Origin of the sequence: Bacillus sp. FSL K6-6038 (assembly GCF_038050455.1) — a bacterium.
Classification (GTDB): Bacteria; Bacillota; Bacilli; order Bacillales; family Bacillaceae_G; genus Bacillus_A; species Bacillus_A pseudomycoides.
The window spans coordinates 1,440,131-1,453,211 of sequence record NZ_JBBOUH010000001.1 but is presented as its reverse complement, the minus strand read 5'-3'; the positions used below and the strand labels follow the sequence as shown (position 1 = coordinate 1,453,211).

11 protein-coding genes are annotated in these 13,081 nt (G+C 35.8%); 1 reads left to right on the top strand and 10 read right to left on the bottom strand.

Annotated features, from left to right (window positions below; genetic code table 11):
- The first annotated feature begins 154 nt into the window (after window positions 1–154).
- A complete protein-coding gene (locus tag NSQ40_RS07335; protein WP_003206356.1) occupies window positions 155–1,612 on the top strand; it encodes an alanine/glycine:cation symporter family protein in 1,458 nt (485 codons plus the stop codon).
- A gap of 30 nt (window positions 1,613–1,642) precedes the next feature.
- Here the strand turns inward: NSQ40_RS07335 and NSQ40_RS07330 are convergent, their stop codons facing one another.
- From NSQ40_RS07330 to NSQ40_RS07285, 10 genes are all read right to left on the bottom strand, one after another.
- Window positions 1,643–2,419 carry an ABC transporter permease gene (locus NSQ40_RS07330; RefSeq protein WP_003206358.1) on the bottom strand — a complete coding sequence of 259 codons (777 nt, stop codon included), beginning with the start codon at window positions 2,417–2,419 and terminating at the stop codon, window positions 1,643–1,645.
- Complete coding sequence (locus tag NSQ40_RS07325; RefSeq protein WP_033795984.1) at window positions 2,419–3,321, bottom strand: ABC transporter ATP-binding protein; 903 nt, start codon at window positions 3,319–3,321, stop codon at window positions 2,419–2,421. Before NSQ40_RS07325 ends, NSQ40_RS07330 begins: the two co-directional genes overlap by 1 nt.
- 14 nt (window positions 3,322–3,335) lie before the next feature.
- Window positions 3,336–4,127 (bottom strand): hypothetical protein, encoded by a 792-nt coding sequence (locus NSQ40_RS07320; protein WP_033795985.1) that lies wholly within the window; start codon window positions 4,125–4,127, stop codon window positions 3,336–3,338.
- A complete protein-coding gene (locus tag NSQ40_RS07315) occupies window positions 4,124–4,822 on the bottom strand; it encodes an ABC transporter ATP-binding protein (RefSeq protein WP_003206361.1) in 699 nt (232 codons plus the stop codon). The genes NSQ40_RS07320 and NSQ40_RS07315 overlap by 4 nt, the downstream gene beginning before the upstream one ends.
- Window positions 4,822–5,199: a GntR family transcriptional regulator gene (locus NSQ40_RS07310; protein WP_003196110.1), complete on the bottom strand. Its 378-nt coding sequence runs from the start codon at window positions 5,197–5,199 to the stop codon at window positions 4,822–4,824. The genes NSQ40_RS07315 and NSQ40_RS07310 overlap by 1 nt, the downstream gene beginning before the upstream one ends.
- Window positions 5,200–5,326: 127 nt before the next feature.
- Complete coding sequence (locus tag NSQ40_RS07305) at window positions 5,327–6,544, bottom strand: acyl-CoA dehydrogenase family protein (RefSeq protein WP_003196109.1); 1,218 nt, start codon at window positions 6,542–6,544, stop codon at window positions 5,327–5,329.
- Between the two features lie 13 nt (window positions 6,545–6,557).
- Window positions 6,558–7,745, bottom strand: coding sequence for a CaiB/BaiF CoA transferase family protein (locus tag NSQ40_RS07300; protein WP_003206362.1), 1,188 nt, complete (start codon window positions 7,743–7,745; stop codon window positions 6,558–6,560).
- Window positions 7,746–7,844: 99 nt separating this feature from the next.
- The gene (locus NSQ40_RS07295; protein ID WP_003196107.1) at window positions 7,845–9,227 is read right to left on the bottom strand and encodes a putrescine aminotransferase; all 1,383 of its coding nucleotides are present in this window, start codon (window positions 9,225–9,227) and stop codon (window positions 7,845–7,847) included.
- The gene (locus tag NSQ40_RS07290) at window positions 9,228–10,721 is read right to left on the bottom strand and encodes an aldehyde dehydrogenase family protein (protein ID WP_033795986.1); all 1,494 of its coding nucleotides are present in this window, start codon (window positions 10,719–10,721) and stop codon (window positions 9,228–9,230) included.
- A gap of 203 nt (window positions 10,722–10,924) precedes the next feature.
- The gene (locus tag NSQ40_RS07285) at window positions 10,925–13,054 is read right to left on the bottom strand and encodes a sigma 54-interacting transcriptional regulator (protein WP_003206364.1); all 2,130 of its coding nucleotides are present in this window, start codon (window positions 13,052–13,054) and stop codon (window positions 10,925–10,927) included.
- Window positions 13,055–13,081 lie beyond the last annotated feature (27 nt).

The window sequence follows — 13,081 nt, the reverse complement described above, 5'->3', positions numbered from 1 at the left end:
CGCTTTTAAATACTATACCTATTAAAATATATAATAAGGAATCTATTTTGTAATTTCCTCTTTGCAAGATTTTCTGTTATAATGTTAAACGTCGCTTTTTATACCTGTTTTTTCAAAACACATTATCATGATAGGAATAAGGAGGATTACGCACATGGATTTTTTTGAAAATGTCATTACTCCGATTCATAAGTTTATTACAACAACAAACGAATATTTATGGGGTTATATTTTAATTACATTGTTAATCACTGTAGGTTGTTATTTTACAATAAGAGCTGGATTTGTTCAATTCCGTCACATTCGTGAAATGATCCGTTTGCTAGGCGATGGCGCAAGCCCTTCTACACGTAAAGCACAAAAAGAAAAGCATGGTGTTTCTTCATTCCAAGCGTTTTGCATGAGTACAGCATCACGTGTTGGAACAGGTAACTTAGCTGGTGTAGCAATTGCTATTTCTACGGGTGGACCAGGTGCTGTCTTTTGGATGTGGCTTATCGCTATGATTGGCGGCGCATCTGCTTTCGTTGAAAGTACACTTGCACAAATTTATAAAATTAAAGACGGTAAAACATTCCGTGGTGGACCAGCATACTACATGGAAAAAGGTTTAAACAAACGCTGGATGGGTATGATTTTCTCCGTTTTAATCACAGTTAGTTTCGGTTTAGTCTTTAACGCTGTACAAGCAAATACCGTAACATCTGCATTCGATGGTGCTTTTCATATCGATCCAAAAATAGTTGGAGTTTCATTAGCTGCCCTATTATCTGTTATTATTTTTGGTGGCGTAAAGCGAATCGCACGTGTTGTAGAAATGATTGTACCAGTTATGGCAATCATTTATGTTGCAGTTGCACTATTTGTTGTCGTGACAAATATTACATTGATTCCAGAAATGATAAAAGAAATTTTAGCACACGCATTTGGCATAAAAGAAATCGCGGGCGGTAGCTTTGGTGCAGCTGTTTTACTTGGTGTCAAACGTGGTTTATTCTCCAATGAAGCTGGTATGGGTAGTGCACCAAACGCAGCTGCGACTGCTAACGTAACACACCCTGTTAAACAAGGTTTTATTCAAACACTTGGTGTCTTTACAGATACATTATTAATATGCAGTTGTACTGCTTTTATTATCCTTTTATCAGACGTTCATACTGGAACAGATTTAAACGGTATTCAGTTAACACAAGAAGCGTTAAAAGCACATATTGGTCCTTGGGCTCCAATCTTTGTCGCTGTAGCAATCTTCTTGTTTGCTTTCAGTTCTCTAATCGGAAATTACTATTATGGTGAAACAAATATCGAGTTCTTAAAAGGAAGCAAAACAACACTTATGATTTACCGCATCGCTGTAATTGGTATGGTATTCCTAGGTTCTGTTGCAACCATTCAAGTTGTTTGGGATTTAGCCGACCTATTTATGGGCGTTATGGCAATCTTCAACTTAGTTACAATCATATTCTTAAGCAAATACGCATTTGCAGCATTAAAAGATTATATGAAGCAAAAAGAGGCTGGAAAAGATCCTGTCTTCTACGCCGACAGCATTCCTGGTTTAGAAAATACAGAATGCTGGGATCGTGAAAAAACAGAAGAAAAAGTTGGTTAAGAAAAATCCCCGCGAGCGGGGATTTTTCTATTATAGTACATCACGCTTTTGGAATAATGTACTTGATGCAACGAGTAATACTACAAAATAAGCAAGTACTAGCAGTAAAGATGTTGTGAAATTAAATTCTGTAAATGGTGGTTCAGCGCCGCCACTAATTAATTTGTTGCTGTCGTACATACTTAAGTTCAAATGGAAAAACACAACAAATTTCACAGTACCTTTTCCAAACATCATAAGTGCCATCTTAATTGGCCCTTGTAGGAAAAATAGGAACAATGTAATAATTAATGGCAACACAGATTTTCTAAATACATTTGCCAAGAAAAAGGCAAGTGTTGCAAAGAAGAACGGTGCAAGAAGTTGATATGAGATTGATTTAAGCAATATGCTTAACGTTAAATCTGTTTTCCCTCCGTCCATTGCAATTGCACCGATAATCATTACAATTAACATACCAGCAAAGACAACAAATAACATTGTTAGTAATACAGAAATGTATTTAGAAAATAAAATCATAATTCTTTTTCTCGGACGAATTAATAATTGCTTAATCGTTCCTTTTTGAAACTCCTCTGTAATCGTACGAGAAGCAATCGTAATACCGAAAATTGTTGCAAATAAAATAACTAAACTAATATCTGACTTCGTAAAATCTAAATATGTTCCATTAAAATCTTTAGCTTCACCCCATTTTAATATTGCGAGGACACCTAAAATTTCTAATGCAGCAATTACACCTATTAAAATATACATACCTTTTTTTGCATGTAATTTTAGCAATTCATTTTGAATTAATTTAAACATTACGCTCTCACTCCCCCTGTAATCGCTAAGAACTCATCTTCTAACGTTTTATTTTGTACTGTAACGCCATATACAAGTACATCAGCATGCACAAGTTGTTTTACAATTTGCGGAATCTTTTCTTTCGCTACAGATGTCTCAACTACGCTCCCTTGTGCCTTACCTTTAATAATTTCATTCGCTTTCTGAATTTGATCTACCTCAAATGCCACTACAACCGTTTCACCATGCTTTGCTTGCTCATGTAAGTTATACTCTTGCACAAACTGACCTTGCTTAATAATAACTACACGATCACACATAAGTTCAATTTCGCTTAATAAATGACTTGATACGATAACCGCAATGTTTTCCTCTTTCGCTAATCGTTGTAAATAATCACGAATTTGACGAATACCAGCCGGATCTAATCCGTTCGTCGGTTCATCTAAAATTAAAATTTTCGGGTTATGCAGAAGCGCTTGCGCAATCCCCAGACGTTGTTTCATTCCAAGTGAATATGTTTTCACTTTCTTATGGATAGCCTGTTCTAATTCTACAAGTTTTACAATTTCAGTAATTCGTTCTTTACTAATCGGCTTAACTGCCATATTTGCAAAATGCTTTAAATTTTGCATTCCTGTCATATAGTCATAGAGTTCCGGATTCTCGACAATCGCCCCAATTTGTTCTAACGCCTTCTCACGTTCTGTCCGAATGCTATGACCACAAATTGTAATATCGCCTTTTGTCATTGAAATCAGACCAGTCATCATCCGAATTGTCGTCGTTTTCCCGCTTCCATTCGGTCCAAGAAATCCATATACTTCCCCTTCACGAACCTCAAATGAAAGACCACGAATAATTTCATTTTTCCCTATTTTTTTATGGACGTTTTCTAATTTCACTACTACGTTTCCCAATGATTGTTCCTCCTTTAGACTTCTAGTTTTTTGTCGATGATATGACTTGTTATTACCATCAATAAAAAAGTTAATAATAAACTAAAAATTAAATAAGAAATATTTGAAGCATCATTAAAATAAAAAGATGTTTCGAAAAAACCATTTTTATCTATAACTCCAACATTTTTTATCGAAAATACATATATATTTATTTTGTCTAGCATATTAGTTATAACAAACTGGATTCCACCGAAAACAACAAAGAAAATTATAAATAACATTTTATTTAATGAGGATTTCACATTAAATAGTTTTACAACTATGATTATGAAATACAGAGAAACTAATGTACTCACTAAATCTATAATCCATAAGAAGATAGAGAACAAATGGTGTAAAAGCCCATAATTGTATAACCTATTAATGGCTTGTTGTACCCCTCCATTTGCTTTATTCTCATATATATTGATAGAAAGAAGATGTAAAAAAGCAATTCCTATTAACGACAATAGAGTAAACATTATTATAAAAAATAATAAATTCGCATATATATATTTCTTTGATGTGATGGCAACATATTGAATCATAGACCCTCTTACTATTTTTCTGAAAGAAGAGATCGCCAATAAGAAGATAGAAAATGCAGTCATACAAAATAAGAATATAAATATGATTAATGCTATATCTTGTCTATTTGAAACCCTTATCCCTGAGGACCCCTTCATATTAAATAATAAAATTAATGAAATAGTAATAAATCCAAAATAAATTATCCATACCTTCTTTTTATTACAATTATATAAATATCGAAGAAGTGAACTCATTTCCTGAACACCTCCTTAAACAACTCATTTACAGCTTTTCCCCTCTGAAAACGAAGCTCTTCTACATTCTCATGCAGTACAATCTCACCATCCTTCAAAAAGATAACCTCATCAAAAATGTTTTCAATTTCGCCAATTAAATGGGTCGAAATGATGATAGTACAATCTTCACGATAAAATTGTAATATAAGTTCTAGCACATGCTCCCGTGAAACAGGGTCGATTCCGCCAAGTGGTTCATCTAATATATAAAGTTTTGCTTTTCTCGAAAATGTTAAAATCAGCTGTAGCTTTTCAACCATTCCTTTTGACAGTACTGTAATTTTTTCTTCTAGCGGTATTTTAAATTCAGCTATCGTATCAACCGCCTTTTGAATATCAAAATCTTGATAAAAGTCTCTATAGAAAAATAAAGCCTCTTTTACAGTCATCCATTCATCAAATACTGGTCTATCAGGCATAAATGAAACAATCTTTTTTGTTTCTAAACCTACTTTCTCACCTGCTATTGTGATATTTCCTTCCGAAGGGTGCTGCAAACCTGAGATCATTTTCAATAATGTTGTTTTTCCACTACCGTTATCTCCAACAAGACCAACGATTTTTCCTTCTGTAATCTCTATGTTTAGCTCACGAATCACTGCTTTTAAACCATATCGCTTCCATAAGTTCTCTATTTTTAATAGCTCTGTCATCAGCTCTCCTCCCTTTTCTCTTCCAATGAGGAACGAAGGATTGAGAGAATTTCCTCTTCTGTAAAACCTAAATTGTCCATTCCGTTTATAAAAGAATGAAGCAACTCTTTTGCCATATCTTTGCGCAGCTCCATAATTTTCTCCCCTTCGCTCGTTACATATCTCCCCATCCCTCTGCGTGTTACAACGATACCTTCTCTCTCTAGTTCTTGAAATGTACGCTGAATTGTATTTGGATTGACTTGTAACTCACTCGCTAATTCACGTACAGAGGGAATTTTGTCACCAGGTAATAAATGACCTGTTACAATTTCCTTTTTTATGTATTCCATCATCTGAATATAAATCGGTATGTTAGGAGAAAACTCAATTTTCATTTCCCCCCTCCTTTTGTCTTAGTGTACTAGTTAAATAGTACACTAAGACAAAAGGGATGTAAATACTTGTAAGTTAAAAATATAACAAAAAAAGGTAGTGCAACCTTCGTTGCACTACCTTCCTATTTTATTTCGTTACCATTTCTGCTTCACTTTCTTCAAAAGGCCACTTCGGTAACATATTACGGAGTTCCTTATCAGAGCGATAACCCAGTGCGTATTCTGCCTGCATAATAGTATGAATCTCACGTGTTCCTTCGTAAATAACTGGAGCTTTTGCATTTCGCAAATATCGTTCTACTGGAAATTCATTTGAATATCCATATGCCCCGTGCACCTGCACTGCATCATTTGCCGCTTCAAATGCAGCGTCACAAGCGATCCATTTTGCTAAAGAAGTTTCACGTGTATTACGTTTCCCTTCATTTTTTAACCACCCAGCTTTATAAACCAATAAACGTGATATTTCAAGGTTTGCAGACATTTTCGCAATCATTTGCTGCACAAGCTGATGTTTCCCAATTTCTTTCCCAAATGTTTTTCTCTCTTCACAATACTTTACACTTGCCTCCAAACTTGCTTGAATCAGTCCGCACGCACCTGCTGCTACTGTGAAACGTCCATTATCTAATGAAGCCATTGCAATTTTAAACCCTTCACCTTCTTCTCCAAGAAGGTTTTCCGCTGGTACTTTTACTTCATCTAAAAATACTTCACCTGTGTTGCCAGCTCGAATGCCAAGCTTTCCTTTTATCGCTTTTGTCGATACTCCAGGAAATGTTCGTTCTACGATAAAACAAGAAATACCGCGGTGCTTTAATTCCGAATTTGTTTTCGCGAATATTAAAAAGTGATCTGCCACATCACATAACGAAATCCACGTTTTTGATCCATTTAAGACGTAATAATCGCCTTGTTTTACCGCAGTCGTTTGCATCGCAACAACATCTGATCCTGCATTTGGTTCTGTTAAACCGAAAGCCCCAATTTTTTCACCTTTCGCTTGTGAAACAAGGTACTTTTGTTTTTGTTCTTCTGTTCCCCATTGCAGAAGTGTCATACTATTTAGACCTGTATGTACAGATACAGCTGTACGGAAAGCTGTGTCACCGCGTTCTAATTCTTCACAAACAATAGCCAGCGTATTATAATCCATACCCACGCCGCCATATTGTTCTGGGATACAAACGCCCATAAATTGCAGTTCTGCTAAACGCTTCAAGATTTTTTGTTCAAAATGTCCTTTTTCATCCCATTCTTTAATATATGGAATAATTTCATTATCTACAAAGGACCTCACTACTTTTCTAACACTTTGTTGTTCTTCTGTTAACGAAAAATTCATTTGTACTGCCTCCTTATATCCATTGATTTTTTGTCATTCTCGTAATGATTTCCTGAGAATACCCTAATTTTCGCAAAATCTTTTCTGTATGTTCCCCGTGGAGTGGTGGATATTTTTGCATCTGTACTGGTGTCCTTGAAAGCTTTAATGGTGAACCTACAAGTTTAAGATTTTCAATTGTTGGATGTTTCATATGAACCGTCATATCTCTCGCCACGGCTTGCTCTGTTTCTAGCGCTTCTTTCACATTAAGAATTGGTCCATTTGGAATTCCTGCTTCATCCAAAAGTTGTTTCCATTCCTCTTTCTTTTTCTTCTTCATTTCAATAGCAATCATATTGACGAGCTCATCTTTATGCTGAAGGCGACTTGCATTTGTTTTATAACGTTCTAAGCTGGATAACTCTTGTCTACCTAGCAACAAACAAAACTTATGAAACTGCTCATCGTTTCCGACCGCAACAACAAGATCACCATCCTCCGCTTCAAATACTTGATATGGAACAATATTCGGATGCTGATTGCCAAGTCTCTCTGGTAATTCACCTGTACATAAATAATTGCTCGCTACATTTACTAATGCTGCTAATTGGGAATCCAATAAAGAAATATCAATTTCTTGCCCTTCTCCCGTTCTATTTCGGTGCTGCAGAGCCGCTAAAATCCCGATACACGTAAAAAGACCTGTGAGAACATCTGAAATTGCAACCCCTACTTTTGCAGGCTCTTCATCCTTTCCTCCTGTTATACTCATAAGCCCACTCATTGCTTGAATCATATAATCATAGCCAGGAAGATGTGAAGCAGGACCCTTTTGACCAAACCCACTAATAGAAGCTAGAATAATGTCTCCCTTCACTTCTTGTAACACATCATAACCAAGTCCCATTCTTTCAAGTGTCCCAGGCTTGAAATTTTGCACAACGATATCAGCATGAGAAACAAGCTTTTTCAAAATATCCTTTCCCATTTCTGATTTTAAATTTAATGTAAGCGACTCTTTATTGCGATTCGCACAAAGAAAATAAGCACTTTCTCCTTCTACAAAAGGCGGTCCCCATCCTCTTGTATCATCACCATTTCCTATATTCTCAACTTTAATTACCTCAGCTCCTAAATCACCGAGAATCATTGTACAAAAAGGACCGGCAAGAACCCGAGATAAATCAATAATTGTAATCCCTTGTAGTGCTCCCTCCAACTCCTTCTCCTCCTATAGTAAAAACCAGCAAAACCAATGAGAAAAAAAGGAGACATGTTGGTTTTACTGGTTTGTATTTACAAGCTATTGTGTAAAAAATTATTGTACTTTTACTTGTGCCAACACTGATTTAAATGCATTGATTACTGTATCTACTTCTTCATAACTAATTGTAAGCGATGGCTCAATACGAATTGTTTTCGAATTAATTAACGTTCCTGCAACAAGAATTCCTTGATCAAACATCGCCTTCGATACTTCATAACCAATTTCATCCTTATGGAATTCAATCCCAATCATTAAACCTTGGCCACGGATTTCAAATACTTTGTCTTCATGTCCTTCCGCTGCCTTTTTCAACCCTTTTAAGAAATACTCCCCAACTTCCGCAGCTCGTTCTGGTAATTTATCTTCCAATAATACATGGATTGTTGCAATTGCAGCAGCACATGCAAGTGGATTTCCACCAAACGTTGTTGTATGCATGAATGGATTTTCAAACCAGCTTTTGAATACTTTTTCTTTAGCAACAATTGCACCCGCTGGCATTACGCCCCCGCCAAATGCCTTTGCAAGACAAATAATATCCGGTACAACATCATATAATTCTGCAGCAAACATTTTCCCAGTGCGTCCCATTCCTGTTTGTACTTCATCAAAAATAAGTAGTGATCCGAATTCATCACAAAGCTCTCTCACTTGTTTCAAATAATTTTCTGGAGGTAAAATAATACCGCCCTCTCCTTGGATTGGTTCTAAAATAACAGCTGCAACATCTTCTCCAACTAACGCGCATGTTTCAAATGTTTTTCTCATCATATCAATATCACCAAATGGGACGTGACGGAAGCCTGGAATTAATGGTAAGAATGGTTTACGGAACATTCCTTTTGCTGTTCCAGATAAAGAACCAAGACTCTTACCGTGGAAAGCACGTGTTGTGGAAATAAAAGTTGTTCGTTCACTGTACATTTTTGCTAGTTTTAATGCTGCCTCCACACTTTCCGTCCCACTATTTGTAAAGAAAGCATATTTCAAATCACCAGGTGTAATATCCGCTAAAATTTTTGCAAGAATCGCACGAAGTGGATCTAGTAAATCCTGACTATGCAATGCTTGACGCTTTAATTGATCCGTTACAGCTTTTACAACTTTCGGATTACGGTGTCCAACATTATAAATCCCGAATCCACCTAAACAATCAATATATTTTTTCCCATTGATATCCATGAAGCAAGATCCTTCATCAGACCATTCTACTGCTGCAAATTGCCCATCTTTTGTTACTGTTTTTCTATATGCGAGGAAGCCAGGATTTACGTGTTCTCTAAATCCATCTACTGTTTCTTTTTGGATCCAGTTCGCCTCTTCTGCAGAAACTTTCTCTTTTTCAATTAGTTGCAGTACTTTTGTAATATAATCATTTACACTCGTATTCTTCACATCTTGTTCATTAGATTTACTTTTCACATTCGTTTCCATCTATTTCACCTCTACAGTCTTTTTATTTGCAAACCAACCAATTGGTTCTACTTCTAGATTTATATTAATCTGCTTAATTTCTTGGAATTCCTCTAAACCAAACGTTCCTAAGCTACGACCGATACCACTTTGTTTATATCCGCCCCAAGGCGCCTCGTTGTATGTTGGGTGGTAACTATTAATCCACGTAATTCCTGCACGAAGCTTGCGGATTACACGCATCGCTTTAGCACCATCAACTGTAAATACACCTCCAGCTAAGCCGTAATCTGTACCGTTTGCTAGTTCAATTGCTTCCTGTTCATCCTTAAATTTTTGGATAACTACAACAGGACCAAAAATTTCTTCCTGCACAATACGCATATCAGGTTTTACATTGACAAAGACCGTTGGTTCAATAAAGAAGCCATCACCTTTCCCATCCGCCAGTATACGCTTTCCTCCGCAAACAATTTCTGCTCCTTCATCTTTTCCAATCTCTATATAGCGTAATACTTTTTCCATATGCTCCTGACTTACAAGTGGCCCCATCTCTGATTCTGGGTTATCACCAGGTCCAACATTAATTTGCTTTGCTCGTTCTACGAAACGATTAACAAATCTATCGTAAACGCTTTCTTCTACAAGAATTCTTGATCCTGCTGAACATACTTGTCCAGCACCTGCATAAATACCAAACAGAGCATAATCAACAGCTGTTTCAAAATCTGCATCTGCAAAAATAATATTTGGAGATTTCCCGCCTAGTTCTAGCGAAATCTTTTTCATATTATCTGCCGCTGTTCTCATAATGTGCTTTCCTGTTTTTGTTCCGCCCGTAAAGGAGATCATATCAACTTTATTACTTGCTGCAATCTCATTTCCTACTATTGGCCCGGCGCCCATTACCATATTGGCAACACCTTTTGGTAATTCTACTTTTTCCATTATTTCGAATAATTTCATTACAGTGATTGGTGTAACCTCAGAAGGCTTAAATACAATTGTGTTTCCAGCTGCTAAAGCAGGTGCAATTTTCCAAACACTCATTAGTAACGGATAATTCCAAGGAACTATTAAACCACAAACACCAACTGGCTCTCTCACTACCATAGCTTGCATCGGATCAGCTACATGATACGTTTGTCCGTCTGGCTTTGTAATCAACCCAGCATAATAGCGGAAACAAGCTGCCGCATCTCCAATATCTCCTTCTGCCTCTCGATATGTTTTTCCATTATCCATTGTTTCAAGACGCGCAAGTTCTTTCAAATTTTTATCAATTTCATCTGCTATTTTAAATAAATAAGATGCTCTTTCCGCAGCAGAAGTTTCTGACCAAATTCCGCTATCAAAAGTAGCTCTTGCCACTTCAATCGCGTATTTCGCATCCTCGATCGTTCCTTCAGGTGCATATGCGATAACCTTGCCATTCGCAGGGTTAATAATCGGTCTTTTCTCTTGATTACTAGAATCTCTCCATTCACCGTTTAGATACATTTTTAAATCTAGCACTGTATATAGCCCCCCTTTGTCAATCATTCATATATTATATAAGCAATAATTGTGCCAACATTTGAAATACGAAGCAATCATACAAAAACTGACGATTTCTTTAAATAACCTATACAAAGTTATGCATTTTTGCATAGATTATTACATTTCGCATAATTACAACAAAGAGAAGGGGCAGTCTATGTAGACTCCCCCTTTCTCCTTTAAAAATACGAAATTGTATCAATTGCTATTTCCTTTTCATTCATGATTTTTTGATATTTACGACTAACAGAAGACTGGCTTATCCCAAGAGCCTTTGCTGCCTTTGTTGTCGTTTTATACTGCTTCATTGCAAGTAAAATTAATTGTTCTTCTACAGAATGCAATGCTTCTTGTAGTGGCAAAACTCTTGTAATCACTGGCTTTGATTTTTTAAAATCATATCCAGGATTAAGGAATTTACTAACAAATTCAGCATCAATGACTGAATCATCTGCCGATACTACTAAACGTTCAATCATATTCTGTAATTCTCTTACATTTCCTGGCCATGAATAAAACTCTAGTAAATTTAGTGCATCAGGAGTTAAATGATAGTTTTTATTATATTTTTCATTTAACTCTTGTAAAAAATGAAACGCGAGTAGTGGAACATCTTCCATTCGTTCTCTAAGCGGTGGAACTTGCAGTGGGATGACATTTAAGCGATAAAATAAATCTTCCCGGAACGTGCCCGCTTCCACCATTTTTTCAAGACGTTTATTCGTCGCGGCAATAATTTGAACATTGATTTTCGTAGGTATTGTGCTTCCAATTGGAATTACCTCTTGTTCTTGCAATACTCTGAGTAATTTTACTTGCAGATGTAAAGGCATTTCTCCAATCTCATCCAAAAATAAAATCCCTTGATCCGCCCGCTTAAAATACCCTTCTTTTCCATTTTTATCAGCACCAGTAAAAGCACCTTTCGTATAGCCGAACAGTTCACTTTCTAACAATGTCTCTGGAATCGCACCGCAATTTAATTTTAAAAATGGCTTTGAAGATCTGTTTCCAAGTTGATGAATCGCTTGTGCAATCACTTCTTTCCCAACACCTGATTCTCCAGAAATAAGAACATTTGAAGAAAAATCAGCTATTTTTTTTGCTTGAGTAATAATTTGCTCCATTTTCGGACTACAATAAATAAGTTTCTTAAGAAAGCGATCTTTATTTTTAAAGCTGTCCAACTCTTTCTTATATTGTTCGGATATCTTTTTTATCTCATGCAATTCCGTCTTTAATCGCGTTGCTTCTGTAATATCTCTTGAGGCAATAATAATACGATGAAGCTCTCCATTTTCATTAAACACAGGATTTCCAACGGCTAATATCTTTCTACCTTTTTTTGTCTCTTGTACAATCGATACCTTTTTTTGTTGTTCCAACACTAATCGTGTAACTGATGGACTAAATAACCCTTTTTTCTCTAAGTCTAACAAATTTTTTCCTAAAAGATCCTTCAAATCTCTTCCCCAAAAATCATTGATAACGGTTTCACTATAACGGATTAATTCCCCTTTATGATTAACTACTAATATTTCATCATAAATGCTAGATAAAATTGCATGTAAGTCTTTATTTAAATCCTTTATATATTCAATTTCCATAGCCATATCCTCAACCATCGGTAAATCTTGCACAATAATGACCATTCCTTCGATTCTTTGATCGAAGCTTGGTATAGGACTGTAGTCAACTAATACTCCCATCTCATTTGTTATTTGTAATTGATTTAAAATCGTTTTTCCTGTTGCAAATACATTGTTAATATGTTCCCCATTAAAAATCTGTTCTGCTGGTGCATTCATTACTTTTTCAAGAGTAGATTTAATCATCTTCAAACCAGATTCATTACAATTTACAATTTTCTTTTCACGGTCTACTACAAAAATCCCCATTGGAATAGAAGTTAAAATAATTTTCAGTAGATCCACACTTTTATTTTCTTGTTTAAATAGTTCTGCAAAAACATCTTCTCTTCTTATGTATCCCGTTAACTCTCCTCTTTCATTTTTCACTATGGCAATAGGTGCCCCAATAATTTGAAAGAGAGCTGTTAAGGAAATATTTTTGCTAAGATGACATATTGTATCTAATGAAACAGCATTTGAAAGTAACATTTTAGTCGTTAAGCGCTCACTTCTTGATAGCAGCTCCTTAACATGGACGTATGCAGATAATTGATCTTCTCTTTTTAAAAACAGAAAAGATTCTTTCATATTTTCAGCGTCTATATTCCATTCCTGTTCAGATTGATCGATCGATATGGAAACAATAGGTCTAATTTTATCATGAGCAATGGAAAACATTTTGTTACTCCTCCTTTAAACTGCTTA